The sequence below is a fragment of the Paenirhodobacter populi genome, from assembly GCF_004022215.1.
In the GTDB taxonomy this organism is placed as follows: Bacteria; Pseudomonadota; Alphaproteobacteria; order Rhodobacterales; family Rhodobacteraceae; genus Rhodobacter; species Rhodobacter populi.
In genome coordinates this window covers 93,400-118,602 of record NZ_SAUZ01000014.1, presented here as the reverse complement: position 1 = coordinate 118,602, position 25,203 = coordinate 93,400, and the positions used below count along the sequence as shown (strand labels likewise).

At 68.1% G+C, this 25,203-nt stretch carries 25 protein-coding genes and 1 tRNA gene; 6 read left to right on the top strand and 20 right to left on the bottom strand.

The window, feature by feature from the left end; all coding sequences use genetic code 11:
* Positions 1-9 precede the first annotated feature (9 nt).
* Both D2T30_RS13020 and D2T30_RS13015 read right to left on the bottom strand, forming a co-directional pair.
* Positions 10-810 carry an undecaprenyl-diphosphate phosphatase gene (locus tag D2T30_RS13020; RefSeq protein WP_128180449.1) on the bottom strand — a complete coding sequence of 267 codons (801 nt, stop codon included), beginning with the start codon at positions 808-810 and terminating at the stop codon, positions 10-12.
* 2 nt (positions 811-812) lie between these two features.
* Complete coding sequence (locus tag D2T30_RS13015) at positions 813-1,799, bottom strand: complex I NDUFA9 subunit family protein (RefSeq protein ID WP_128209209.1); 987 nt, start codon at positions 1,797-1,799, stop codon at positions 813-815.
* 247 nt (positions 1,800-2,046) lie between these two features.
* Between D2T30_RS13015 and D2T30_RS13010 the strand changes: the two genes are divergently transcribed.
* Together D2T30_RS13010 and D2T30_RS13005 are read left to right on the top strand one after the other, a co-directional pair.
* A tRNA-Leu gene (locus tag D2T30_RS13010) sits at positions 2,047-2,131 on the top strand.
* A gap of 563 nt (positions 2,132-2,694) precedes the next feature.
* Positions 2,695-3,159, top strand: coding sequence for a hypothetical protein (locus D2T30_RS13005; protein ID WP_128209208.1), 465 nt, complete (start codon positions 2,695-2,697; stop codon positions 3,157-3,159).
* Positions 3,160-3,310: 151 nt separating this feature from the next.
* Here the strand turns inward: D2T30_RS13005 and D2T30_RS13000 are convergent, their stop codons facing one another.
* From D2T30_RS13000 to D2T30_RS12985, 4 genes are all read right to left on the bottom strand, one after another.
* Complete coding sequence (locus tag D2T30_RS13000; protein WP_128209207.1) at positions 3,311-4,225, bottom strand: LysR family transcriptional regulator; 915 nt, start codon at positions 4,223-4,225, stop codon at positions 3,311-3,313.
* 108 nt (positions 4,226-4,333) lie between these two features.
* Positions 4,334-5,257: an OmpA family protein gene (locus tag D2T30_RS12995; RefSeq protein WP_128209206.1), complete on the bottom strand. Its 924-nt coding sequence runs from the start codon at positions 5,255-5,257 to the stop codon at positions 4,334-4,336.
* Positions 5,254-5,982, bottom strand: coding sequence for a GNAT family N-acetyltransferase (locus tag D2T30_RS12990; protein ID WP_128209205.1), 729 nt, complete (start codon positions 5,980-5,982; stop codon positions 5,254-5,256). Before D2T30_RS12990 ends, D2T30_RS12995 begins: the two co-directional genes overlap by 4 nt.
* The gene (locus D2T30_RS12985) at positions 5,979-6,707 is read right to left on the bottom strand and encodes a competence/damage-inducible protein A (RefSeq protein ID WP_128209204.1); all 729 of its coding nucleotides are present in this window, start codon (positions 6,705-6,707) and stop codon (positions 5,979-5,981) included. Before D2T30_RS12985 ends, D2T30_RS12990 begins: the two co-directional genes overlap by 4 nt.
* A 115-nt stretch (positions 6,708-6,822) precedes the next feature.
* On the opposite strand from D2T30_RS12985, the gene map reads away from it, so the two are divergent.
* Positions 6,823-7,635 carry a type I methionyl aminopeptidase gene (map, locus tag D2T30_RS12980; RefSeq protein WP_128209203.1) on the top strand — a complete coding sequence of 271 codons (813 nt, stop codon included), beginning with the start codon at positions 6,823-6,825 and terminating at the stop codon, positions 7,633-7,635.
* Positions 7,636-7,784: 149 nt separating this feature from the next.
* Here the strand turns inward: map and D2T30_RS12975 are convergent, their stop codons facing one another.
* Genes D2T30_RS12975 through D2T30_RS12965 form a run of 3 tightly spaced genes read right to left on the bottom strand, consistent with a single transcriptional unit; the run spans position 7,785 to position 10,200 of the window.
* Positions 7,785-8,432 (bottom strand): HAD family hydrolase, encoded by a 648-nt coding sequence (locus D2T30_RS12975; RefSeq protein ID WP_128209202.1) that lies wholly within the window; start codon positions 8,430-8,432, stop codon positions 7,785-7,787.
* Positions 8,429-8,992: a 16S rRNA (guanine(966)-N(2))-methyltransferase RsmD gene (rsmD, locus tag D2T30_RS12970; protein ID WP_128209201.1), complete on the bottom strand. Its 564-nt coding sequence runs from the start codon at positions 8,990-8,992 to the stop codon at positions 8,429-8,431. Before rsmD ends, D2T30_RS12975 begins: the two co-directional genes overlap by 4 nt.
* Positions 8,989-10,200 (bottom strand): NAD(P)/FAD-dependent oxidoreductase, encoded by a 1,212-nt coding sequence (locus tag D2T30_RS12965; protein WP_128209200.1) that lies wholly within the window; start codon positions 10,198-10,200, stop codon positions 8,989-8,991. The genes rsmD and D2T30_RS12965 overlap by 4 nt, the downstream gene beginning before the upstream one ends.
* 74 nt (positions 10,201-10,274) lie before the next feature.
* Here D2T30_RS12965 and D2T30_RS12960 point away from each other — a divergent pair, with 74 nt between their 5' ends.
* The gene (locus D2T30_RS12960) at positions 10,275-10,763 is read left to right on the top strand and encodes a peroxiredoxin (RefSeq protein WP_128180471.1); all 489 of its coding nucleotides are present in this window, start codon (positions 10,275-10,277) and stop codon (positions 10,761-10,763) included.
* 220 nt (positions 10,764-10,983) lie between these two features.
* Here the strand turns inward: D2T30_RS12960 and D2T30_RS12955 are convergent, their stop codons facing one another.
* The 4 genes from D2T30_RS12955 to D2T30_RS12940 are packed head-to-tail and all read right to left on the bottom strand — an operon-like array spanning position 10,984 to position 16,918.
* Positions 10,984-12,153, bottom strand: coding sequence for a GNAT family N-acetyltransferase (locus D2T30_RS12955; protein WP_128209199.1), 1,170 nt, complete (start codon positions 12,151-12,153; stop codon positions 10,984-10,986).
* Positions 12,154-12,196: 43 nt separating this feature from the next.
* Entirely contained in the window at positions 12,197-12,952 is a 756-nt protein-coding gene (locus D2T30_RS12950; protein ID WP_128209198.1) for a glycerophosphodiester phosphodiesterase family protein, read from the bottom strand.
* Positions 12,949-13,407, bottom strand: a complete 459-nt coding sequence (locus D2T30_RS12945; protein WP_128209197.1) for a RidA family protein — start codon at positions 13,405-13,407, stop codon at positions 12,949-12,951. Before D2T30_RS12945 ends, D2T30_RS12950 begins: the two co-directional genes overlap by 4 nt.
* Before the next feature lie 58 nt (positions 13,408-13,465).
* Positions 13,466-16,918: a chromosome segregation SMC family protein gene (locus D2T30_RS12940; RefSeq protein WP_128209196.1), complete on the bottom strand. Its 3,453-nt coding sequence runs from the start codon at positions 16,916-16,918 to the stop codon at positions 13,466-13,468.
* Positions 16,919-17,106: 188 nt separating this feature from the next.
* Here D2T30_RS12940 and D2T30_RS12935 point away from each other — a divergent pair, with 188 nt between their 5' ends.
* Together D2T30_RS12935 and D2T30_RS12930 are read left to right on the top strand one after the other, a co-directional pair.
* The gene (locus D2T30_RS12935) at positions 17,107-17,466 is read left to right on the top strand and encodes a CidA/LrgA family protein (RefSeq protein WP_128209195.1); all 360 of its coding nucleotides are present in this window, start codon (positions 17,107-17,109) and stop codon (positions 17,464-17,466) included.
* Positions 17,459-18,187, top strand: coding sequence for an LrgB family protein (locus D2T30_RS12930; protein ID WP_241565154.1), 729 nt, complete (start codon positions 17,459-17,461; stop codon positions 18,185-18,187). Before D2T30_RS12935 ends, D2T30_RS12930 begins: the two co-directional genes overlap by 8 nt.
* A 259-nt stretch (positions 18,188-18,446) precedes the next feature.
* On the opposite strand, the gene D2T30_RS12925 is transcribed toward D2T30_RS12930, so the two are convergent.
* The 7 genes from D2T30_RS12925 to dapE all read right to left on the bottom strand — a co-directional run bounded on the left by D2T30_RS12925 (position 18,447) and on the right by dapE (position 25,163).
* Positions 18,447-19,079: a trimeric intracellular cation channel family protein gene (locus D2T30_RS12925; RefSeq protein ID WP_128209232.1), complete on the bottom strand. Its 633-nt coding sequence runs from the start codon at positions 19,077-19,079 to the stop codon at positions 18,447-18,449.
* A gap of 23 nt (positions 19,080-19,102) precedes the next feature.
* Positions 19,103-19,564: a ribonuclease HI gene (rnhA, locus tag D2T30_RS12920; RefSeq protein ID WP_128180483.1), complete on the bottom strand. Its 462-nt coding sequence runs from the start codon at positions 19,562-19,564 to the stop codon at positions 19,103-19,105.
* Complete coding sequence (locus D2T30_RS12915; protein ID WP_128209194.1) at positions 19,557-20,162, bottom strand: glutathione S-transferase family protein; 606 nt, start codon at positions 20,160-20,162, stop codon at positions 19,557-19,559. Before D2T30_RS12915 ends, rnhA begins: the two co-directional genes overlap by 8 nt.
* A 6-nt stretch (positions 20,163-20,168) precedes the next feature.
* Positions 20,169-21,116: a 4-hydroxy-3-methylbut-2-enyl diphosphate reductase gene (gene ispH / locus D2T30_RS12910; RefSeq protein WP_128180487.1), complete on the bottom strand. Its 948-nt coding sequence runs from the start codon at positions 21,114-21,116 to the stop codon at positions 20,169-20,171.
* A gap of 207 nt (positions 21,117-21,323) precedes the next feature.
* Positions 21,324-23,594, bottom strand: a complete 2,271-nt coding sequence (gene rnr / locus D2T30_RS12905) for a ribonuclease R (RefSeq protein ID WP_128209193.1) — start codon at positions 23,592-23,594, stop codon at positions 21,324-21,326.
* A 19-nt stretch (positions 23,595-23,613) separates the two neighbouring features.
* Entirely contained in the window at positions 23,614-24,027 is a 414-nt protein-coding gene (locus D2T30_RS12900) for a GNAT family N-acetyltransferase (protein WP_128209192.1), read from the bottom strand.
* Complete coding sequence (gene dapE, locus D2T30_RS12895; RefSeq protein ID WP_128209191.1) at positions 24,024-25,163, bottom strand: succinyl-diaminopimelate desuccinylase; 1,140 nt, start codon at positions 25,161-25,163, stop codon at positions 24,024-24,026. The genes D2T30_RS12900 and dapE overlap by 4 nt, the downstream gene beginning before the upstream one ends.
* Positions 25,164-25,203: the final 40 nt, after the last annotated feature.

Genomic DNA, 25,203 nt, shown 5'->3' with positions numbered 1-25,203 from the left:
ACCTATCGGTCAGTGGCCAAGCATAAGAGCGATCAAGGCGACCGTGCCGACGATGATTCGCCACCAGCCGAACAGTGCATAGCCGTGACGGCTGACATAGCCGAGCAGCCAGTGGACCACGGCAACCGCCGCGATGAAGGCCGCGATGAAGCCCACGACGATCAGGCCGAGGTCATCCGAACTCAGCGCATCACGGTTTTTGTAGAGATCATAGGCGAAAGCGCCGGTCATCGTCGGAATCGACAGGAAAAAGCTGAATTCCGCGGCGGCGCGTTTGGAAACGCCCAAAAGCATGGCGCCGACGATGGTGGAACCCGAGCGCGACACCCCGGGGATCATCGCAAGGCACTGGATGAACCCGATCTTCAGCGCCGTCGCCACCGGCAGGCCCATCGCGTCGTCGTATTTCACCTTCAGCTTCATGTGGTCGACGAACAGCAGGATGACCCCGCCGACGATCAGCATGATCGCGATCAGCTTCGGCGTTTCGAACAGCACCGTCTTGATGAAGTCATGCGCCAGCACCCCGATCACCACGGCGGGCAGGAAGGCCACCAGAACCGCGGTGATGAAGCGGCGCGCGGCGGGATCTTGCGGCGCGGAGGCAAAGACATGAATCAGCCTGGCCCCGTAGACCCACAGGATCGCAAGGATGGCGCCGAGCTGGATCACCACCTCGAAAGCCTTGCCGGTCGAATGGAAGCCAAGAAAATGACCGGCCAGCAGGATGTGGCCGGTCGAGGAAACGGGGAGGAACTCGGTCAGGCCTTCCAGCAGACCGAGGATCCCCGCGACGATGGTATCATTCATGTTCAGGATGCCTTGCGGAGGTTTTTCGCGGATGCCTGGATCGCGTCATATTGTCCGTTCGGACGGAAACGCCATAGGTAATCCGCCATGATTGCGGACATGGGGGTGGGAGTGATGCCGAGCGCCGCGAAATCCCCCGCGCCGGGCGAAACCACATTGTCGGTGTAGAGATTGCGGAGCTGATCGCGGGTCAGCAGCCGGTTGGTGAACAGCCCGAAGGTCACCGCCTGCGCGGCATCGGCAAGGGCCGCGACGGGTGCGGCGAGGAACCAGGGCAGGTTCACGACGGGCCGCTTGCGGTCGATCACCCTGAGCAGGCGCTGCATCAGTTCGCGCAGCGTTTCCACATCCGGGCCGCCGAGTTCGTAGATGCCCTTCGCCGCGCCGTCGACGCCCATCACCGCCGCCTTGGCGACATCGTCGACATAGACCGGCTGGAATTTCGTCTCGCCCCCGGCGATGGCGAGGATCGGGCTCATCACGCTCATGCCGGCGAATTTGTTGAAGAACTGATCCTCGGGGCCGAAGATCACCGCGGGGCGCAGGATCATCGCTTCGGGGAAAGCCGCCAGAACCGCGGCCTCGCCCGCCGCCTTGCTGCGGGCATAGCCGCTTTTCGAGCCGCTGTCGGCCCCAAGCGCCGAGATATGCACGAGCCGCCGCACCCCAAGCGCGGCGGCGCAGCGCGCGACGATTCCCGCCCCCTCCACATGGACGGAATCGAAGCGGTTCGGCCCCCGGTTCGCCAGAATGCCCACGCAGTTCACCACCGCGTCGGCGCCCCGCATGGCGGCGCGGACGCTCGCCTCGTTGCGGATGTTGCACAGGACCGGCTCGATCTGCCCGACGGTGCCGTAGGGGCAGATGAACAGCGCCTCGTTCGGGCGGCGGCAGGCGATCCGGATGCGCCAGCCTTCCTTCGCCAGCCGCTGCGCGACATAGCGGCCAACGAAGCCGGAGCCGCCATAGATCGTGACAAGTCTGGACATGGTGCGATCTCCCAAGTCGTCGATGCGATCGTTCATTGATTAGCGTCAAGGCCCTCTGCGAACAAGGGAAATGGCGTCGCATCCGTCGGTCGCGCGGTTTTCGGCGGGGTTTCGGTGCCCGGACCATGCGCCCGGCACGGCGTCCCCGGCGACGGCTTGCACAAAGAAAATGCGCGGAGTGAAAGAAAACCGTTTTCCCCCGTTGACACTCCCGGGAGGTCCTTATAAATCCCGCCCCACGACATCGGCCCAGATGGCGGAATTGGTAGACGCGCACGGTTCAGGTCCGTGTGCCGCAAGGCGTGGAGGTTCGAGTCCTCTTCTGGGCACCAATACTTCGCGGAAAGCCGCGCAATCTTCGGATTGCGCGGCTTTCGTCTTTTCCGGCAGGCGCATGACCGCTTCGGCGCGGAATCCGGCCCCTGCGCCGTGATGGTTCGGGGCAGACGATTCCGGGGCGTATCCGGGCCGTCCACCTGCCCGGCGCGGCGGATAGTCGCCGGGACTTGTGACCCGATGAAACCCGATGGCGTGTTCGGGTGTTGTCTCCCCGACCCATTCAGGGAAAGGAGAGCCATCATGTCACCACGTCGGAAGTATGGAATCTATCTGGTTGCCATTGTGCTGGTCGTGATGGTCGCGATCTTCTCGATGGCGCCGCGGTAAGGCCGGGGCACGGGCGGATGCCGCAGCGCGGCGGGACTTGGGGCTGCCTGCGGCGGGTTGGATTTTTCTGACAAAAGCAGGCAATATCAGGCAGACCTGACCGGATTATATGCGCATTGATCGGCTGCATTCTGCGCATGCGAAGAAAACCTTCGCTGCAAGAGGAACCCCGGCTACCCCGGAATGAGTTTTCCCTGCGAACCTCAAGACGGAAGCAAGTGACGTTCGGATGGTGATAGCTGGATCAATCCTGTCTCGATTAGGTCGGGGCATACCCCCTGCGATATCCTTTGCGGTGGTTCTTGGTGCCTGCGCCGGTTCGCAGGATACGACCAATCTGCATCTGGACAGGGATGTTGTCGCGGTGGTCGGGCTTGACAGCTCCAATGTCCGCATGTGCGCCGGCATGCCCTCGGCCATCACCATTACCGGCGAGGATGAGGAGATCTGGTTCTACCAGACCAGCATCCCCCGCCGGGACCTGAGCCTGGGTATTCCGATTCCCGTGCTGGGCGCCGCGACGGGGAATGTCAGCCTGAACAACAGCACCAGTTGCTCGACCCAGTTCCGGTTTGTGGATGGCCGGGTGGTGGAGGCCTATCCAAGCGGCCTGACCCGGTTGATGGGCGAGCAGCAGGCCTATTGCATGACCAAGATCGACGAATGCGCGAATTATGCGCGAAGCCATAAATGATCCCCCCCCGAGTGGCGGACAGGGCGGCAGGGGGCGCTGCCCCCTCGCGGCCTTGCCGCTCACCCCCGGGATATTTATGGAAGAATGAAGGGCTGGAACATCCGCCCTTTCAGGTCTCCGCGGTTGGCGGTCGAGGATCGGGCCCTGATCCCTATTGCCAGTCCGCCGATTGCGTCCCGTATGCGCTGGACAGATAGTCGATCAGCGTCGTCACCTTCGGCGGGGTGAATTCCGATTCGGGGGAGAGGATGCTGATCGACAGCGCCTGCCCCGCAAGGGTCGGGATGATCGGGACCAGTTGTCCGTCGCGCAGCCGTTCGCCGGTTAGATAGCCGGGAAGGCAGGCGATTCCATAGCCGTTCAGACAGGCTTCCAGCAGCGCCAGATCGTCATTGGCGGTCAGGGGCCCGTTGCACCGCACCGTGCGGCTTTCGCCGGAGGCGGAGATCAGATGCCACAGGTTGGTCTCGGGCGCCGTATCCAGCGCCTGATGCAGCAGCACATGTTCCGTCAGTTCCTCGATCCGCGCGGGGGCGCCGTGACGGGCGACATATTCCGGCGCGGCGACAAGATGGTGCGCGCTGCGGGCTAGCAGGCGGCTGCCGGCGGGGCGCGACATCTCGGGGTCGATGCTCAGCGTCAGGTCATGCTCCGCCGAGGCGACCGGCGCCGCGTTGCGCTGCCGCAGGTCGGTATGGATGCTCAGTCCCGGATAGTCCATCAGCAGTCCGCCCAGAACCGGGACGAAACGGGTCACCCCGAATTCGGCGGGGACCGAGACGCGCAGCCGCCCCGTGGGCGGCATCCGTGTGCTTCCGGCCATGGCATCGGCCTCTTGCGCGTCATGCACGATCCGGCGCGCCCGGCGGTAATAGGCGATGCCGATCTCGGTCGGTTCGACGCGCCGCGTCGTGCGTTCCAGCAGCCGCGTCCCCAGCCGTTGTTCCAGCGCGGCGACGTATTTCGAGATCGCCGATTTCGACACCTCCATCCGTCGCGCGGCTCCGGTGAAACCGCCCTGATCCACGACGGCGATAAAGGCTTCCATTTCAGTCAGGCGGTCCATGCGGAATATCCATGGTTGATTTCAACGCATGACCAGTCGCAGGGGATTCCGGCCGAAATCGGGCGGGCTGTGGCTAAAAGAATGTTTTTTGGAAACGATCGCGCCGGTTCAGGGGGCGTCCGGCAGCAGCAAGGCCTCGACCCGGCGGTTGCGGTCCTGTCCCTCGGCGGTGCGGTTGCTGGCGCGCGGGGCCAGCCATCCCGCCCCCTCGGCGCGCAACTGATCTGCGCGCAGGCCGTAGGCGTTGATCAGCCGGTCGCGCACCGCATCGGCGCGTTTTTGCGACACGGCGATATTGGCGTCGAGCGTGCCGGTGGTGTCGGTATGGCCGACCAGCGCGATCCGCGCCTTTGGCCGCGTCGCCAGATAATCCGCCACGGCGCGGAGCGAGGGGAAGTCCTGATCGCCCAGTGTGGTGGCGCCGCTTTCAAAGATCAGATCATCCAGCGCGACCGCCCCCGTCGCCTCCAGCCGCGTGGCGAAATCGCTTTGCGCCGGGGCGGCGGGGGGCGGCGTGGCGGGGGTCACGGCGGCGGGCGCCGGGGCCGCGCCCTGTGTCAGCGAGGTCAGCTGCACGAAGCCCGATTCAGAACTGCGCGAGACGGTCAGCACCAGCCATTCGTTGCCCTTGCGCGCCGCGAAATAGCGGAAATCGCCCAGATCCACATGCATCTGCGGTTCCGGCAACAGGTCCAGCGCATAGCGGAAATCGAAGCCGCCGCAGGCATCGGTGTCGCATTCGTAGACCGGAGAATAGCCCGCCGCCTCGATCCCGGCGCGCAGGGGGGCGAGGATCTGCAAGGTCGTGCTCTGGTCGGACCGCAGCCGCCAGGCCTTGTCGCTGCGCGCGCCTTCCAGCTGCGTCGAGGGCCCGCCATCCCCGGTCCAGCGCCCGGTCAGCACCGCATAGCCGGTGGCGGGCGAGGTCCGCTCCGCCGTGACCGAGGCGGTATCGGGCAGTGTCAGCTCCACCCCGTCCGCCAGCGCGGGCAGCGGCAGCAGGCACAGCAGCAGGACCGCCGCGCGGGTCATTTCGCCGCCTCGCGGCGGTAATGATAGCCGATCGTCGCCTGCATCCCCATGCGTTCATAGACCGCGCGCGCGGGGGTGTTGGCGCGGGTCACGACAAGGGTGAAACGCTCGGCGCCCTGCGCGGCGGACCAGCGCAGGGATTCCCTCATGATCTCCTGCGCCAGTCCGCGGCGGCGGAAGGCGGGCGGCACGAACAGCGCATGCAGCATCGCCGTGCCCGCGTGGAGCGCGACAAAGGCCACCCCCGCCGCCCGGTCCCCGGCCCGTCCGAGCACGGCGGCCTTCGGCCCTGCCGCGCGTTCCATCACCGCAAGCCGGGCCGGCCCGATGTCGCCCGCGGCCCAGATCTCGCGCAGGACGGCAAGCGGCGGCCAGTGGGGCGGGACCTCGATCATCTCCGCCCCGCTGGCGGGCAGGTCACGGACCGGGGTTTCGTAGATCACGACGGGGTCGTAGGCTTCGTAGCCGCGCGCGGCGAGGGTGGCGTCCAGCGCCTCCTCTCCGGGGCGGATGATGAAGCGCGGTGTCTGGCCCCAGCCGCGATGGGCGGCGATGGCGGCGTCGATGTCGGCCTCGGCGAAGGGGGCTTCAAGGCTCGCGCAGCTCACCCGCGATCCGCCGCCCCGGCCTTCGCGGATGCGGAACCCGCCCGCCATCGTGGTATCGGCGGCGGGCCATGTGGCGTCGATCACCGCGAAAAGATCGGGCGCGGCGGCGTCTTTCATTGCCCCTCCGGGAAGGCCGCCTTCAGCGCGGCCCAGGCGGCGTCCAGCGCCTCGGGATCGGTCGAACGGGCCACCAGATTGGTGCCGAAACGGCCGTCCCGCGTGAAGGGATAGGAGCCGAAGGACACGTCCGGATGCGCCTCGGCCACCGTCCGCAGGGCATCGGCCACGGTCGATTCCGGCGCCTCCATCAGCAGGCTGCGCGACAGCAGGGGCCGCCCTCCGCGCAGCGTCGGCAGGACGGAGGCGACCATCGCCTTGAACACTTCGGGCACCCCGGCCATCACATGGCAGTTGCCGATGGTGAAGCCCGGCGCGGTCGAGGCCGGATTGTCGATCAGCGTCGCGCCATCCGGGATGCGGGCCATGCGCAGGCGGGCCTCGGTCAGGTCCTGCCCGCGCAGGGCGTAATGCGCGGCGAGCAGGGCGCGCGCATCCTCGCGCACGCCGATCGCGCGCCCGAAGGCCGCGGCCACCGCATCGGCGGTGATGTCGTCATGCGTCGGCCCGATGCCGCCCGAGGTGAACAGGTGGTCGACCGCGCCCGAAAGCTCGCGCACGGCGGCGGTGATGGTGGCATGGTCGTCGCCGATCACGCGGATCTGCACGAGGTCGATCCCGGCCTTGGTCAGCTCGCCGGCCAGATGCCAGGCGTTGCCCTCGCGGGTGCGGCCGGTCAGGATTTCATCGCCGATGATCAGGATCGCGGCTGTCGGATTGGGCATGCGGGCCTCCTTTGACGCAATGTATAGGACGCGGCCCCCGTCGCGGAAAGCCCGGCACTGGTCAAACCGCCGCTTTGTGACTATTTAGAGGACCGACAATTTCAGGAGAAGACAAGTGGAAGAGAGTCGGGGCCGCGTCACCAAGGACGGGATTCGCATCTACAACACCACCAGCGATTTCGACGGGATCCGCGCCTCCTGCCGCATCACGGCGCAGATCCTTGACGAGGTGGCGCCGCTGGTGCAGCCCGGCGTGACCACCGCCGAGCTTGACGATTTCATCCGGAACCGGATCACCGAGCTTGGCGCCACATCGGCGACGATCGGCTACCGGGGCTACAAGCATGCGTCGTGCATCTCGATCAACCATGTGGTCTGCCACGGGATTCCGGGGCCGAAGATCATCCATGACGGCGACATCCTGAACATCGACATCACCGTGATCCTCGATGGCTGGTTCGGGGACAGCTCGCGCATGTATGTGGCGGGGAACCTGTCGCGCAAGGCGGAACGGCTGATCGAGGTGACCTATGAATCGCTGATGCTGGGCATCGCGCAGGTGCGGCCCGGCAATACCTTCGGCGACATCGGCCATGCGATCCAGCAATATGTGGAATCGAACCGGATGAGCGTGGTGCGCGACTTCTGCGGCCACGGCGTCGGGCGCGTGTTCCATGCCCCGCCGAACGTGCTGCATTACGGCCGCCCGGGCACCGGCGCGGTGCTGGAGGAAGGCATGATCTTCACCATCGAGCCGATGGTGAACCTTGGCCGCCCCGACACCAAGGTGCTGGCCGATGACTGGACCGCCGTGACCCGCGACAAGTCGCTCTCGGCGCAATACGAGCATTGCGTGGGCGTGACGGCGGACGGCTGCGAGATCTTTACCCTCTCGCCCGCGAACAGGTTCCACAAGACCTGGGAATGAGCGCGATTTCCTGATCCGGTGCGGTTGTGGACAGGGCGCAGGGGGCCAGCCCCCTCTTTGCGCATGCGCGCAAATTCACCCCCGGGATATTTTTGGAAAGATGAAGGGCAGGGGGCGGCGGGTTTCGATGCGCTCTGACGGATGGCGGGCTAGAGGTTCAGGAGCCTCGGCACCTCGAACATCGAGGTGACGATTTCCGCCCCTACCGCGCGCAGATCCGGATTCACCTCGTGCGGCGCATAGCCGAGGACGCGCATCCCCGCCGCGATGCCGGCCCTTGCGCCGGTCGGCGTATCCTCCATCACGACGCAATGCGCGGGATCGGCGTTCAGCGCGCGCGCCGCCGTCAGATAGAGGTCCGGCGCGGGTTTCGGGCAGCCCAGATCCTGCCCGGAAAACAGCCGGTCCTTGAGCTTTGCCCAGATCGCGGGATGCTGGCCAAGGGTCGCGCGCATCTTCTGCATCCGGCCGTTCGAGCCGACGGCATAGGGGACGCCTGCCCGGTCGAGCGCGTCGAGCAGTTCCGGCACGCCGGGCATCAGCGCGGTGCCCTGCGCCAGACGTTCGCACATCCGGTCGTAGAAGCCGTCGGCCCAGCCGGCGGGCAGATCGGCGCCGTGGGCACGGGCGTAACGGCCGGTTTCCTCGATCGTATGGCCGATGAACAGGGGTTCCAGTTCCGGGATGGTCATGTGCAGCCCGTGGGCGGCGAAATCCTCTTGGATCAGGGCGAAGGTCACCGGCTCGCTGTCCACGAGGACGCCATCGCAATCGAACAGAACGGCCTGAGGCTTCATGACGGCATCCTTGCAAGGGTGATGAGGGTATCGCCGTAGCGGCGCTGGTCGATCTGTTCAAGGGGCGCGGGCACCGTGGGCGGGGCGCTTTCCTCCCACACCAGCATGGCACCGGGGGCGAACCAGCCGTTCGCGAGGCAGGAGGCCACCGCCTTTTCGCCCAGACCCATCCCGTAGGGCGGGTCGAGGAAGATCAGGTCATATCCCGCCCCCCGGCACGGCCCCATGTTCGTCGCGTCCCGGCGCCAGACATCGGTCACGCCCATCGCCCGCATCAGATCTATGTTGCGGCGCAGGAGCGCGCGCGCCGCAGCCCCGTCATCGACGAAGGCCACCCGCGCCGCGCCGCGCGACAGCGCCTCGAGCCCCAATGCCCCCGTCCCGGCGAAGAGGTCGAGCACCCGCGCCCCCGGCAGCGGATTGCCATGCGTGCCGTTGATGAGCAGGTTGAAGATCGATTCCCGCACCCGGTCCGTTGTCGGCCGCAGATGCGCCGGGGCGTCGCCTTCGCCGACATCGGCCAGTTTCAGTCCGCGCCTGTCTCCGCCGATGATCCTCATTTCAGCAGCACCTTCAGATCGGGGGCGGTTTCGATCTGTGCGGGGGTGACGGGTTTGGCCCCCTCGATCAGGCGCTTGCCGACCATAAAGGCGCGCGGGTCGTTCAGCGCATCGACGGCGAGCAGCCGGTCCCCGCGGAAATACCAGTTGGACAGGCCGCCCTCCGCGTGCCGCGTCACCACCCGGTCATGGCCGGTGTTCAGCCCGGCGATCTGCAGTTTCGCGTCGAACTGATCCGACCAGAACCACGGTTTCGGCAGATAGGGCCGGTTCGCGCCCAGCATGTTCGCCGCCACCGTCTCGCCCATGTCGATGGCGTTGCCGACGCTTTCCAGCCGCAGCCTCTCGCCCGCATGGGGGAAGGAGGCGCAATCCCCCGCCGCCCAGATCGCCGGATCGGCGGTGCGGCAATATTCATCCACCGCGATGCCATTCGCCACGGTCAGCCCCGCGGCCTGCGCCAGCGCCGCATCCGGCGTCACGCCGATGCCGGTGATGACAAAATCGGCGGGGATGAGGCGCCCGTCCGTCAGCTCGGCCCCGGTGACGTGGCTGTCGCCCGTCAGGCGCTTCAGCCCGGTGCCCTCGATGATCTCCACCCCGTGGGCGCGGTGCAGCGCGCGGATCGCATCGGCGGTTTCGGCGCAGGCGACACGGCCAAGGATGCGCGCCGCCGCCTCGACCAGCGTGACGGTCAGGCCGAGCTTGCGCGCCACCGCCGCCGCCTCCAGCCCGATATAGCCGCCGCCGATCACCACCAGCCGCCGTCCGGGCCGGAACTCGGGCGCCATCGCATCGACATCGGCCAGATTGCGCACGGTGAAGACGCCGGGCAGATCGCCGCCGATGGTGGCGGGCAGGCGGCGCGGGCTGGCCCCGGTGCAGAGCGCGAGCTGTTCATAGCCGATCACGCCGGCCTCCGTCTGCACGGTCTTGGCGGCGCGGTCGATGCCCGTGACGCGCGTGCCCATCCGCAGGGTGACGCCGTTCGCCGCCCACCAGTCGTCGCCACGCAGCGTCAGCCGGTCCAGCGGCATCTCTCCCAGCAGGTAGCCTTTCGACAGGGGGGGGCGCTGATAGGGGGGCACCGGCTCCGCGCCGATCACCGTCACCGCGCCGACATAGCCCAGCCCGCGCAGCTTCGCCGCGATCGAGGCCGCCGCCTGCCCGCCGCCCACGACGACGATCCCCGCACCTTCCTGTCCCATCACATTCCCTCTGGTCGTCCTGCGGCGTGACCCTATATCCTCCCCCTGATCCTGTGCAACGCGAGAGGGACAAGATGAGCATTGAAAAGGGTGAGGTTCTGCCGGGCGCGACGCTTCTGCGGCTTGGCGACGCCGGGCCGGAAACGGTCAGCCTCGGCGAAAAGATGAAGGGCCGCAAGATCGTGATCTTCGCCGTGCCGGGCGCCTTCACCGGCGTCTGCACCACCGCCCATGTGCCGAGCTTCATCCGCGTCATCGACGCGCTGAAGGAAAAGGGCGTCGAGGAGGTGATCTGCATCTCCGTCAACGACCCCTTCGTGCTGAAGGCCTGGGGCGAATCGACCGGCGCGACGGCGGCGGGCATCACCATGCTGGCCGATGCCGAAAGCGCCTTCACCACCGCGATCGGGATGAATTTCTCGGCCCCGCCGGCCGGGCTGATCAACCGCTCGCTGCGCTATGCGATGGTGGTCGAGGACGGCGTGGTCAAGGTCCTGAATCAGGAAGAAACCCCCGGCGTCTGCGAAGTCTCGGGCGGCGAGGCGATCCTCGAAGTCGTGTAATCCGGGGCCCATCCCTGAAATCCGCCGGGAGGAGGCCCGCCCCCTCCCGGCTAAGGCTTTCCCTGTTCGCCCCGAAACGCGCCCCACGCCGCCTGAATGGCCTCCTGCCTTCATTCTTCCATAAATATCCCGGGGGTGAGCGGTGAAGCCGCGAGGGGGCAGCGCCCCCTGCGCCCTCACCGATTCCGAAACGGCGCAAACCGGATGAGCCGAAATCGGTTCAGTCCCCGTCCTTCCGATAGGGTCCCAGATCGCTGAGCGCCGAGATATCCGCGCTGACCGCCGCGCGTTCGTCATCCAGAAAGGCCGCCACCGCGCGGCGCAGGCCGGGATGCGCGATCCAGTGGACGGAATGGGTCGCCACGGGCAGGTAGCCACGCGCGAGCTTGTGTTCCCCCTGCGCGCCTGCCTCGACCCGGCTCAGCCCCTGCGCAATGGCCCATTCGGTGGCCTGATGGTAGCACAGCTCGAAATGCAGGAAGGCGTGATCCTCGGTGCAGCCCCAGTAGCGGCCGAACAGCGTGTCGCGCCCGATCAGGTTCAGCGCCCCGGCCACCGGCTCTCCGTCGCGCTCCGCCAGAATCAGCAGCACATCGCGCCGCATCCCGTGCAGCGCGTCAAAGAATGCGCGCGTCAGGTAGGGGCGCCCCCATTTGCGGCTGCCGGTGTCCTGATAGAAGTCCCACATCGCGTCCCAATGCGCGGGCAGGATGTCGTCGCCGGTCAGCGCCCGGATCGTGCCGCCAAAGGCCTGCGCCCGTTCGCGTTCCTTGCGGATCGCCTTGCGCTTGCGCGAGGCGAGCGCGGCGAGGAAATCGTCAAAGCTGCGATAGCCGCGATTGAACCAGTGGAACTGTTCGCCCTCGCGTAGCAGCCAGCCGCGATCGGTGGCGGCGGTCACCTCCTCCGGCGGGCAGAAGGTGATGTGGGCCGAGGACAGGTCCGCCTGCGTCGCCACCGTTTCCATGCCCTGCAGCAGCGCGGCGCGGCCCTCGGCCTCGAATCCGGGGCGGGTCAGCAGGCGCCGGCCGTTGACCGGCGAAAACGGGACGGAACATTGCAGCTTGGGATAATAGCTGCCGCCCGCGCGTTCATAGGCATCGGCCCAGCCGTGATCGAAGACATATTCGCCCTGCGAATGGGATTTCAGGTAAAGCGCCGCCACCGCGATCACCCGCCCGCCCTGTCGCGCGACCATCGGGCGCGGCAGCCAGCCGGTGCCGTCCCCGACGGAACCCGAGCTTTCCAGCGCCGACAGGAAGGCATGGGTGGTGAACGGGTCCAGCGGGCGCCCGCCCTGCGCCGCCTCGGGGCAGGCGCAGGCGTTCCAGTCGGCCTCGGGGATCGCCTGCACCCCGGGGGCCAGCGTGATCTCGATCGCGTCGGTCATCCCTGTTCCTCTCCGCCCAAGGATGATGCCGGTTGCCGCCGCGTCAAGCGGGGATCGGGGCCGGATAGTTCTCGAAGGTGATGTTGTGGGCGACCCTGCGCGCCTTTTCCTCGGCCTCGGGCGAACGGATCGTCCAGCACAGGATGCGCGCGCCCGCGGCCTTCAGCTCCGCCACGCGCGGATTGTTCAGGTCCGACGCCTCGTGCGAGATGAAATCGCAGCCCAGCCTGTCATAGTCCGGGATCGCCCGCAGGCGGTCGCGCGTCGCGGGCGGCAGCAGCGTCCAGTCGGGTCCATAGGCCGAGGTCGTCAGCCCCACCGCGATGCCGGGGGCGGTGCGCCGAAAAGCCTCGATCGCATGGGGATTGAAGGACATCACCGCCAAGGGACCCGCGTAGTCGCGCAAAAGCTGCGCGGCGGCGGCTTCGAGCCGCCCGTCCGTCGGCCCCATGCCGCCATCCTGGTCCTTGATCTCGACCAGGAGCGGCGCCCGGCCCGCGACCTCGGCCAGAAATTCCGTCAGCGTCGGGATGGTGTCGTCGCTGCCCGAAAGCCGCGTGGCGGCCAGTTCGTCGGCGGTCTGCATCTGCACCCGGCCCGCGCGGCCGGTCAGGCGGCGCAGGTCGTAGTCGTGGAACACCACCGGCACGCCATCCGAGGACAGTTGCAGGTCGCATTCGATCCCGTAGCCCGCCGCGATCGCCGCCCGCGCCGCCGACAGGCTGTTTTCCGGCCGTTCCGCATCGTGATAGCCGCGATGCGCAAAGGGCAGGCGCAGGAAATCCGGGTCCAGCATCATTTCACCTCGAAGATCGCCTCGATCTCCACCGCGACGCCGAAAGGCAGCGAGGCCGCCGACACCGCCGAGCGCGCATGCCGCCCGGCATCGCCGAAGACCTCGACCATCAGGTCGGAACAGCCGTTCACCACCTTCGGCTGATCGCCGAAACCGGCGGTGGAATTGACGAAGCCCACCAGCTTCACCACCCGCGCCACGCGGTCCAGATCGCCAAGCGCGGCCTTCGCCTGCGCGATCAGCGACAGCCCGCAGCGGCGCGCGGCGGCGGCGCCATCCTCGACCGTCAAACCGTCGCCCAGCTTGCCGAGGATCAGCCCGTCCGGCCCCGCCGAAACCTGACCCGAGACGAAAAGCTGGCCGCCCGACAGCACATAGGGCACATAATTCGCCGCCGGCGCGGGCGCGGCGGGCAGTTCGATTCCCAGTTCCTGAAGGCGTGCGTCGATCTTGCTCATGATGTCTCTCCGGGATGTGACCAGTTTGCCCGGACGGTAGGGCGGCCCGGGCGGGGCTTCAAGCGACCATTTGCTCGGCGCGCTTCAGATCGACGGAAACCAGCTGGCTGACGCCCTGTTCCTGCATCGTCACGCCGAACAGGCGGTCCATCCGGCTCATCGTCACCGCATGGTGGGTGATGACGAGGAAGCGCGTATCGGTGCGCCGGGTCATCTCGTCCATCATGTCGCAGAACCGCGTGACGTTCGCGTCGTCGAGCGGCGCGTCCACCTCGTCCAGCACGCAGATGGGCGCGGGATTGGCCAGAAACACCGCGAAGATCAGGGCGAGAGCCGTCAGCGTCTGTTCGCCCCCGGACAGGAGCGACAGGGTGGACAGCTTCTTGCCCGGCGGCTGGCACATGATTTCAAGGCCCGCTTCCAGCGGATCGTCGGATTCGACCAGCACCAGCCGCGCCTCGCCCCCGCCGAACAGATGGGTGTAGAGCGTGCTGAAATTGCCGTTGACCTGTTCATAGGCGGCCAGCAGCCGTTCGCGCCCCTCGCGGTTCAGCCCGGCGATGCCGGCGCGCAGCTTGCGGATCGCTTCCTCAAGGTCGGCCTTTTCCTGCGACAGCGTGTCGAATTCGGTCTGCACCGCCTGCGCGTCTTCCTCGGCGCGCAGGTTGACGGCGCCAAGCGCCTCGCGCTGGCGTTTCAGCCGGGCGACATCGGATTCGAGCACCTCGGCCGGGGGCAGGTCGCCGTCGAGATCAAGGCTCGCATGCAGAGCCTCGGGCGTGGTTTCCAGCACCTCGGCGATCCGCTCCGCCGCCAGCGTCAGCGCCTCGCGCGAGGCTTCGACGCGGGCTTCGGTGCGGGCGCGGGCCTCGCGCGCGTCGCCCGCGGCGCGTTCGGAATCGCGTTCGGCGGTCTGCGCGGCGCGCAGGGCGTTTTCCGCATCGCGCAGGGCGGCGGTGGCGGCGTCGCGTCGGGTCTGGGCGGTGTCGATCTGCTCGGCCAGATCGCCGCGCCGCTCGGCGATTTCCTCGGGCAGAGCGGCGGCGTCTTCCAGCTCCGCCAGCGCCTCTTCGCGCCGGGCGGCGAGTTCCGCGCCGCGACGTTCGGCCGTTTCCAGCCGTTGCCGCCAGCCCGAGAGTTCCTTCACCACCTCCTGCCGGCGGCGGGTGCGGGCCTCGCCCTCGCGGCGCACGTCGTCATGGCTGGCGCGGCGGGTCAGCATGGTCAGCCGCGCGGCCTCGACCGTCATCTTGACGGCATCCACCTCGGAACGCGCGCCCTCGATGTCGGGCAGGTCGGCGGCCTGCGCCTCTGCCTCATCCAGCGCGGCGCGGGCGGCGCGGGCGGCTTCGGCATGGCGCGCGACGGCGAGCCGCGCGGATTCGAGCCTGCCCGAGGACAGGGCCCGCTCCGCCTCGGCCTTCGACAGGGCCCGTCCGGTATCAGTCAGGCGCTGGTCCGCGGCGCGGCGGGCCTCACGCGCGCGGGTTTCCGCGCCGGTCGCATCGGCGAGCGCGCGGGTCAGCGCCTCATGCCCGTCGCGCGCGGCGGCGGCGGCGGTTTCCGCGGTTTCAAGGTCGGCCTGAAGCCCGGCCAGACGGTTGATCTGCGTCAGCCGCAGCGCGGCGGCGCTTGGCGCATCCCCGGCGGCTGTGCGGAACCCGTCCCACCGCCACAGATCGCCCGCCGCCGTCACCAGCCGCTGGCCGGGGGCGAGCGCCGGTTGCAGGCGCAGGCCCGTCGCCGCATCGGGCACCACGCCGATCTGGCCGATCCGGCGCGCCAGAACCGGCGGCACGGTGACATGGGGGGCCAGCGGGGCTGCGCCTTCGGGCAGCGGTTGCGGCGCGGGGTAATCGGGCAGCAGGCCCCAGCCCGTCGCCCCTTCGCCCGCCTCGGGGGCGTTCAGGTCATCGGCAAGCGCGGCGCCAAGCGCGGCTTCATAGCCCGGCGCGGCGCTGACATGGTTCAGCAGCGCATCGTCGCCCCCCGCCTCGCGCGAGATCAGGCGGGCGAGCGCCGTGACCTCGGACCGCAGCGCACCGGCCTCGCCCTCGGCCTCGCTGCGCGCGGCGCGGGCGGCGCTTTCACGGGCGAGGATGTCGGCGCGGGTTTCCTCGGCGGCGGCAAGCGCCTCTTCGGCGGTCTCGGCGGTCTCCTGCGCCTCTTCCTGCGCGGACTGCGCGGCCTCGAACGCCTCCCCGGCGGCGGCGAGCGTTTCGGCGGCCTCTTCGACGGCCTCCTGCGCGGCCTCCGCCTCCGCCTCGGACCGTTCGAGCGCCATCCGGCTGTCCGACAATTGCCGCGCCACCGCGCCGTGGCGGGCGGCAAGGCGGGCGACCTCCTCGGTCATCTCCGCCAGTTGCGCCTCGCGTTCCTGCAACAGGGCCGAGGCCTCGGCGGCGGCTTCGGCGGCCAGCGCCAGCTTTTCGTCATGCCCCTCGGCCGCCTTGGCAAGCTGCGCCATTTCCCATTCCAGCCGGGCGATGGTTTCGCCCGCGTCGCGGTTCAGCCCGGCCTCGCGTTCCGCGTCATGGTCGAGCTGCGCGATCCGGGCCTTGAGCGCGCCGATCGCCTCGGCCGCCTGCCGTTCCTGATCGTCCAGCGTTTCGCGTTGCAGCATCAGCCGTTGCAGGATCGCGCCGGCGATCGCCTCTTCCTCGCGCAGGGGGGGCAGGCGGTCGTCCAGCGCGGCCCGCGCCTCGGCCGCCTCGCGCGCGGCGGTTTCGGTGCGCGCGGCAAGGGCAAGGTGGTCGCGCAGCTGCGCCTCGGCCTCGGCCCGGGCCAGATCGGCCTCGTGCCAGCGCAGATACAGCAGCATCCCCTCGGCCCGGCGCAGATCGGTGCCGATCTCGCGATAGCGCGCCGCCTGCCGTGCCTGCCGGGCCAGCGTCGCCAGCTGGCCGTTGAGGTTTTCCAGCACGTCATCGACGCGCAGCAGGTTCTGTTCGGCGCCGTTCAGCTTCAGTTCCGCCTCGTGGCGGCGCTGATACAGGCCGGAAATGCCCGCCGCTTCCTCAAGGATCCGCCGCCGCGCCTTGGGCCGGGCGTTGATCAGCTCGGCGATCTGCCCCTGCCGGACCAGCGCGGGCGAATGCGCCCCGGTCGAGGCATCGGCGAACAGCATCTGCACGTCGCGCGCCCGCACGTCGCGGGTGTTGACCTTGTAGGCCGATCCGGCATCGCGGGTGATGCGGCGCACGATTTCCAGACTGTCGCTTTCGTTGAAGCCCGCGGGGGCCAGCCGGTCGCTGTTGTCGATCGACAGGCAGACCTCGGCGAAAGGGCGTGCCGGGCGGGTGGCGGCGCCGGCGAAGATCACGTCCTCCATCCCCTCGCCGCGCATCGCGGTGGGGCGGTTTTCGCCCATCACCCACCGCAGGGCTTCCAGCAGGTTCGACTTGCCGCAGCCGTTCGGCCCCACGACGCCGGTCAGCCCGTCGTGGATGATCAGGTCCGTCGGATCGACGAAGCTCTTGAAGCCGTTCAGACGCAGCCGGGTGAAGCGCAAGCGGGAACCCCCTGGGATGATGGGCCAGTTTCGTGGTTTGCCCCGGCGAAGTCAACCAAGCGCCCCGGCCCCGCAGCCTTGATCCGACACATCCTCAAGATATCTGACGGAGGGAATTGGCCTTTCCGAAACGCTGGCCTATGTTGCGCGCCACGGGAGGGTCCAGAACGAAAGCCAAGGGGGCTGCCATGCTTGTTCCGGCCTTTGCCATCATCCTGTTGTTCCAGCTTGTCGGAGAGGTGATTTCCCGCGCGCTGCATCTGCCGCTGCCGGGGCCTGTCCTTGGCATGGTCGGCATGGTCGTCGCGCTGAGCATGATCCCCAAGCTCGGCGAGATCGTCACCCCCGTCGCGCAGGGGCTGCTGCGCTATCTGGCGCTGATGTTCGTGCCGGTGGGCGTGGGCATCGTTTCGAGCCTGTCGACGATCGAGGCGCACTGGCTGGCGATCTCGGCCTCGCTGTTCTTGTCGACCATCGCGGCGATCGGGCTTGGCGCGCTGACCTTCGTCTGGGTCGCGCGTCTGACCGGAGGCGAAGCCGATGAGTGAGCCTATCGCCGATGCCTTCCAGATCTGGTCCTACATGTCGCAGCAGCCGCTTTTGTGGCTGTGCGCGACGCTGTTCGCCTATTGGATCGGGGAAATCCTGTTCGTGAAGGCGGGGCGCAACCCGCTGGTCAACGCGGTGCTGATCGCGATCGTCCTGCTGGGCGTGCTGCTGCATATCACCGGCACGAGCTACGAGACCTATTTCGACGGCGCGCAATTCGTCCACTTCATGCTCGGGCCGGTGACGGTCTGTCTGGCGATCCCGTTGCAGGCGAACCTGCTGTCGATCCGCAAGGCGCTGATCCCGATCATGGCGGCGCTGGTGGTGGGGTCGGTGACCTCGATCGTCGTGGCGCTTGGCGTGGCAAAGCTTCTGGGCGCCGATCAGGTCCTGCTGGCGACCATCGCGCCGAAATCGGTGACCACCCCCGTCGCCATCGGCATCGCCGAGGGCATGGGCGGCGATACCGCGCTGACCGCCGTTCTGGTCATCATCACCGGCACGATCGGCGCGATCTGCGTGACGCCGCTGCTGAACCTGCTGCGGGTCAAGGACTGGCGCGCCCGCGGTTTTGCGGTCGGCGTCGTCTCGCACGGCTTCGGCACGGCGCGCGCCTTTCAGGTGAACGATACGGCGGGGGTCTTCGCCTCGACGGGCATGGGGCTGAACGCGGTGCTGACGGCCTTCGTGGCGCCGCTGGTGCTGCACCTGTTCTTCTAGGATCGGCTCAGCCCCGGATGTGCCTTTTCCTCTTCATTCTTCCATAAATATCCCGGGGGTGAGCGCGGAACGCGCGAGGGGGCTGGCCCCCTCGCTCCCCATCCGCCTCGGAAAGCCTTGCGGGAAATACGCCGCAAGCCAACGTCGGGCGAGCCAGCAGGAAGAAAGGGGGCCAGCCCCCTCGGCGCAAGCGCCTCACCCCCGGGATATTTATGGAAGAATGAAGGGGAAAGACCGTTTCGGGATCCCCGCGCTCGCGTCAAGACAGGTCGCGCGGCGGGTGGGGCCGGTAGACCGGCAGCTTCCACCCCCAGAGGATCGAGCCCGCGCGCAGGGCGAAGGTCATCCCCGCGCAGGCCAGAAGTGCGGTCGGCAGCCCGAACCCGGCCCATCCGGCCAGCAATGCCATGGCCCCGCCGGCGAAGGCGCAGGACAGGTAAAGCTCGCCCTGTTTCAGGGTCAGCGGAACCTCGTTGCACAGGACGTCGCGCATCAGCCCGCCGACGGTGCCGGTGACGACCCCCATGATCAGCACGACGATGGCGGGATGCCCCGTGGCCAGTGTCACCGCGACGCCCGCGGGCACAGCCACCGACAGCGCGCAGGCATCAAGCCACAGCAGCACCCGGTAGCGGCTTTCCAGCAGATGCGCGGTGAAGAAGACGGCGACGGCGGCGATGGCGATCAGCACCATGTATTCCGGCCGCTGCACCCAGAACACCGGCAGCCGGCCCAGAAGCACATCGCGCACCGTGCCGCCGCCCACCGCCGTCAGCGCCGCGACGAAGACGAATCCCGCAAGGTCGAGTTGGCTGCGCGAGGCCGCCAGCGCCCCCGTCAGCGCGAAGATCACCACCGATCCGTAATCCAGCGCCGTGGCGACCGGAATCATCGGCAAGGTGGCGATCAGCCCGGTCACGCCGGCGATCTTTTGTAAGGCGCCATGCCCGCGCGGGCGAGCTCATCCGCGCGTTCGTTCTCGGGATGGCCGGCGTGGCCCTTGATCCATTTCCACGTCACCTTGTGGCGTGCCTGCGCGGCGTCGAGCCGCTGCCACAGATCGACGTTCTTCACCGGCTTCCTGTCCGCCGTCTTCCAGCCGTTCTTCTTCCAGCCGTGGATCCAGCCGGTCACGCCGTTCTTCACATAGGCGGAATCGGTGGTGATGGTGATCTCGGTCCCGCGGGTCAGGGCCTCGAGCGCGCCGATCGCGGCCAGCAGCTCCATCCGGTTGTTGGTGGTATCGGCCTCGCCGCCGTTCAGCTCGCGCTCCTTCAGGACGGTATCGCCCTCCATCGCGCGCATCAGCACGCCCCAGCCGCCGGGGCCGGGGTTGCCGGAACAGGCGCCGTCCGTCCAGGCGTAAAGCTCAGCCATCGAGACCAACATACCCCGGCAGCGCCGCGATCCGGCCGATCCAGCGGTTGATCCCCGGGAAGCGGTCCATCTCGAACCCGCCGCGCGTGCCCGCCGTATGGGTGTAGCCATAAAGGCAGATATCGGCGAGGCTGACGGCCCCGCCCACCAGCCAGTCGTGATCCACGAGCCGCCGCTCCATGACCGCCAGATTGGCGTGGCCGCTGTCCAGCAACTCGGCCAGCCGCTCGGGCGTCGCCTGCGCCCTGCGGTGCGGATAGTTCAGCAGCGCGGCGCGCACGGCCACGGTGCCTTCATGCTGGTTCTGTTCCCAGAACATCCACGACAGCATCTGCGCCCGCTCATAGGGATCGGCGGAGATGAAATCCGTGCCCTCGCCCAGCCAGAACAGGATCGCGTTGCTCTCGGGCAGAAGCCGCCCGTCATCGAGCCGCAGCACCGGCGCCTTGCCAAAGGGCAGCGCGCCGGTGGCCTTCGCCTGATCCAGCGCCTCGGTCTGGTATTCGACATCGACGGTTTCGCAGGACCGGCCGAGCAGCGCCAAGGCCAGCCGCACCTTGTAGCTGTTGCCGGAGGACGGCATGGAATACAGTATCATCTTCCCTCACACGGCTTCGCGCAGGATACGCGGGACCTTGAATTCAATGTCTTCGCGGGCGGTCTCGACCATCTCCACGGTGACGTCGTAGCGGGCGCGGAAGGCGTCGATCACCTCGTTGATCAGCACTTCGGGGGCCGAGGCCCCGGCGGTGACGCCGACGGCGCGGATGCCCTCGATCGCGCGCCAGTCGATCTCATCGGCGCGGCCCACCAGCTGCGAATAGGCGCAGCCCGCGGCGCGCCCCACCTCGACCAGACGGCGCGAGTTCGAGGAATTCGGCGCGCCGATCACCAGAAGCGCATCGATCTTCGGTGCGATGGCCTTGACGGCGGTCTGGCGGTTGGTGGTGGCGTAGCAGATGTCTTCCTTGCCCGGCCCGGTGATCGCGGGGAAGCGTTCGCGCAAAGCCGCGACGATCCCCGCCGTATCATCCACCGACAGGGTGGTCTGGGTGATGAAGGCAAGCTTTTCCGGATCGCGCGGGGTCAGCGTCGCCACATCCGCGACGGTTTCGACCAGCAGCACCTCGCCCTCGGGCAACTGGCCCATGGTGCCAAGCGTTTCCGGATGCCCCGCATGGCCGATCATCACCATCTGCAAACCATTGGCATAATGGCGCGCGGCCTCGTTATGGACCTTGGTCACCAGCGGGCAGGTGGCGTCCACCTGAATCATGTTGCGCCGCGCGGCCTCGTTCGGCACGGCCTTCGGCACGCCATGGGCGGAAAAGATCACCGGGCGGTCGTCGGGGCAGTCGTCCAGCTCCTCGACAAAAACCGCGCCCTTGGCGCGCAGCCCGTCCACGACGAATTTGTTGTGGACGATCTCGTGGCGGACATAGACCGGGGCGCCCCATTTCTCCAGCGCCATCTCGACGATCTTGATGGCGCGGTCGACACCCGCGCAAAAGCCGCGCGGGGCTGCGAGGTAGAGGGTCAGGGCAGGGTTCATCACGGCCTCCTTGGTCCTTTCCCACCTAATGCGGCGGGGGCGTCAGGTAAAGTCCGGCGTGGCCGGGCGCGCGCCCTTTCCCGGCACTTCCGGCGCGCATCCCGAAGCCCGCCGACTTCTGCCTTTCGTGTTTCCATAAATATCCCGGGGGTGAGCCCGGAACGGGCGAGGGGGCTGGCCCCCTGCGCCCTATCCCTTTGCGTCCCCTCAGGGCTTCTTGCGGCTGCGCTTCACCTTGCGCGCCAGCCCGCGTTCGCGCGCCTTGACGGCGGCCATACGGCGGCCGGGGGTAAAGGGCTTGCGTCCGCCCTTGCCCTTGCCGGGGGCGGGCAGGGCATTGCCGTCGATCTCCAGCAGTTCAAGCTCCAGCCCGCCGGTGACCGGGATCGCCTCGGCCAGTTTCACCAGCACGCGCTGCCCGATGCCGATGGTCAGGCCGCTGTCGGCGCCGATCAGCTGCTGGGCGTCCGGGTCGTAGTGATAGAACTCACGCCCGATCGAGCGCACGGGCACCAGCCCGTCCGCGCCGGTCTCGTCGAGTTTGACGAAGATGCCGAATTTCTGCACGCCCGAGATGCGGCCGCTGAAGGTGCTGCCCACCCGGTCGGCCAGATAGGCGGCAAGGTAGCGGTCCGTCGTGTCGCGCTCGGCCGCCATCGACCGGCGCTCGGCCTCGGAGATCAGCTTGGCGGTTTCCTCCAGCACCTCGATGTCGAAGGCGGACAACCCGTCCTTGCCCCAGTGATGCGCGGTGATCAGCGCGCGATGCACGATCAGGTCGGAATAGCGCCGGATCGGGCTGGTGAAATGCGCGTAGGAGCGCAGCGCCAGCCCGAAATGGCCAAGGTTCTGCGGCGCGTAATAGGCCTGCGTCATCGCCCGCAGGGTGGACAGGTTGACCAGTTCGTCGAATTCCGACCCCTCCGCCTGCGCCAGCAGCCGGTTCAGATGCGCGGTCTTCAGCACCTGCCCCTTGGCGAGGGTGAAGCCCGAGGCCTGCGCCACCTCGCGTAAGGCCTCGATCTTGTCGGCGGCCGGTTCCTCGTGCACACGATAGAGCAGCGGGCGGCGCAGGCGTTCGAGTTCCTCGGCCGCGGCGACATTCGCCAGCACCATGAATTCCTCGATCAGCCGGTGGGCGTCGAGCCGTTCCTTGAACCGGACCGAGGAAACCTTGCCGGCATCGTCGATGACGATCTGCCGCTCGGGCAGGTCCAGATCCAGCGGCTGGCGCGCCGCGCGGGACCGTTTAAGTGCTTCGTAGCAGCCGTAAAGCGGCTCGATCACCGTGTCGCGCAGGGGTTCGCATTGCGCATCCGGGCGGCCTTCATGGGCGTCCTGCACCTGCGCATATTCCAGCGATCCGGCCGAGCGGATCATCGCACGGGTGAAACGGTGGGCGCGCTTGTTGCCGGCGGAATCGACCTTCATCCGCACGGCGATCACCGGGCGGGTGACGCCTTCGTGCAGCGAGCACAGATCGCCCGACAGCCGGTCGGGCAACATCGGCACCACGCGATCGGGGAAATAGGTGGAATTGCCGCGCTTGCGTGCCTCGCGGTCCAGCGCCGATCCGGGGGTGACGTAATGCGCCACATCGGCGATGGCGACCCAGAGGAGAAAGCCGCCCTCGTTCGCCGGGTCGTCGTCGGGCAGGACGAGGCAGGCGTCGTCGTGGTCGCGCGCATCGGCCGGGTCGATGGTGACGAAGGGCAGGCCGGTCAGATCCTCGCGCCCGTCAAGCGGCGCGGGCTTCGCGGCATCGGCCTCGGCCATCACCGCATTCGGGAAATCGTCGGGGATGCCATGCTGGTGGATCGCGATGAGCGAGACGGCGCGCGGCGCCGTCGGGTCGCCGATGCGCTGGATCACGCGGGCGCGCGGCAGGCCAAGGCGGGCCTTGGGGCCGGATTGTTCCGCCTCGACCAGTTCGCCGTCGCGGGCGTCCAGCGTGGCGCCGGGGGGCACCAGCCATTCCTTGCTGTCGCCCTTGTCGATGGGGGCGATGCGGCCGCCCTCGGCCGTCTTGCGGAAGATGCCGACGATCTTCTGCGCCGCCTGACCGATGACACGGATCAGCCGGGCCTCGTAATCGTAGCCCTGTCCGGTCGCCTCGGTCATGCGGGCAAGGATGCGGTCCCCCTCGGCCAGCGCCGGATCGCCCTTGCGCGGCAGGAACAGGATCGTCGGCGGGTCGCCCTCGCCTTCCCATTCCGGGGCCTCGGCCCATTGGTCACCGGCGCCGTCCGGCCCGGTCAGCCGCAGCACCGAGACGGGCGGCAGCTTGGCGCTGTCGCGGAAGCTGCGGCGGCGGCGTGCCACGGTGCCCTCTTCCGCCATCTCGCGCAGGATGCGCTTCAACTCGATTTTCGCGGCGCCCTTGATGCCGAAGGCGCGGGCGATGTCGCGCTTCGCCCCCTCGCCGGGATGGTCGGCAAGCCAGGCGAGGATCTGTTCCTTGGTGGGGATCTGGTTCATGGCTTTGCCCTCCGGGCGGTTAGAGCGGCTTTTCCATGTCGCGGTGGGGAATGGCGCCGTCGGGATATTCCGCGCCATGGGCGGTGAAGCCAAGCCTTTGGTAGAAGGGCAGGGCATGGGTCTGCGCGCTCAGCCGCACGACCCGGCAGCCCGCGTCGCGCAGGCGGCGGCAACCCTCGGTCACCAAGGCGGCACCAAGCCCGGTGCCGCGATGCGGTTTCAGCACGCAGATCCGGCCGATCTTGCCCGCATCGCCCTCGGTGAACAGGCGCGCGGTGCCGACAGGCGTATCGCCGTCAAGCGCCAGCAGCAGGATGGCTGCGCCGTCGAGGTCGTCCCATTCCTCGGCCTCGGTATAGCCCTGTTCGTCGATGAAGACGGCGCGGCGCAGTGCATGGGCGGCGGCCAGATCGTCGGAAACCACGATCTTCATGCGAACCAGTCACGCAGGATGCGGGCATAGACCGCCTTGAGCCGGATGATCTGGTCCGTCTCCACCCGTTCGTCGACCTGATGCATGGTCTTGCCGACAAGGCCGAATTCCAGCACCGGGCAATGCGCCTTGATGAACCGCGCGTCCGAGGTGCCGCCCGAGGTGGAAAGTTCCGGCTTCACCCCGGTTTCCGCCTCGACCGCGCGGGCGACGAGATCGGTGAAAGGACCGGGCGGCGTGATGAAGCTTTCGCCCGAAACCTCGGTCGTCAGGGCGAAGGCGACGCCGGTTTCCTCGGTCACGGCGCGGGCCAGCGCCTTGCCCCAGCTTTCCAGAATGGCGCTGGTATGGGCGTCGTTGAAGCGGATGTTGACGGTCGCGCGCGCCTTGGCCGGGATCACGTTGTTCGCCGGATTGCCGCAGTCGATGGTGGTGATCTGCACGGTCGACGGCTCGAAATGGTCGGTGCCGTGGTCGAGCGGTTCCGCCGTCATCCGCGCCAGCAGCGTCACCAGCGCGTGCAGCGGGTTTTTTGCCCGGTGCGGATAGGCGGAATGGCCCTGAACGCCCGAAGCCTCGATGAAGAAGGTCATGGATCCGCGTCGGCCGATCTTCATCATCTCGCCGAGCCGTTCGGGGCAGGTGGGTTCGCCCACGAGGCAAACGGACATTTCTTCCTCCTCCGCCTGCATCCAGTCGAGGATCGCGCGGGTGCCGTCGCGGCCTGCGCCTTCCTCGTCGCCGGTGATGGTGAGGACGATGGCGCCGTCGGGCGGGGTATCGGTCACGAAGTCGATTGCCGCGGCGGCGAAGGCGGCGACGCCGGTTTTCATGTCGGTGGCGCCGCGGCCCCAGAGGATGCCGTCGATCACCTCACCGCCGAAGGGATCATGGCTCCATGCGGCGGTATCTCCGACCGGGACGACATCGGTGTGGCCGTTGAAACCGAAGGTCCGCGCGCCCTTCGCCCCCCAGCGGGCGAAGAGGTTGGGGATGCCGCCCCGATCCACCCGGATGCAGGTGAACCCCGCCGCGCCGAGCCGCGCCTCAAGCAGCACCAGCGCGCCGCCTTCGTTCGGCGTGACCGAGGGGCAGCGGATCAGTTCGGCGGCCAGCGCGACCGGGTCGGTAGTCATGCGTCTTGTCCTTGTCAGGCGGGGATCGTCACGGATGACA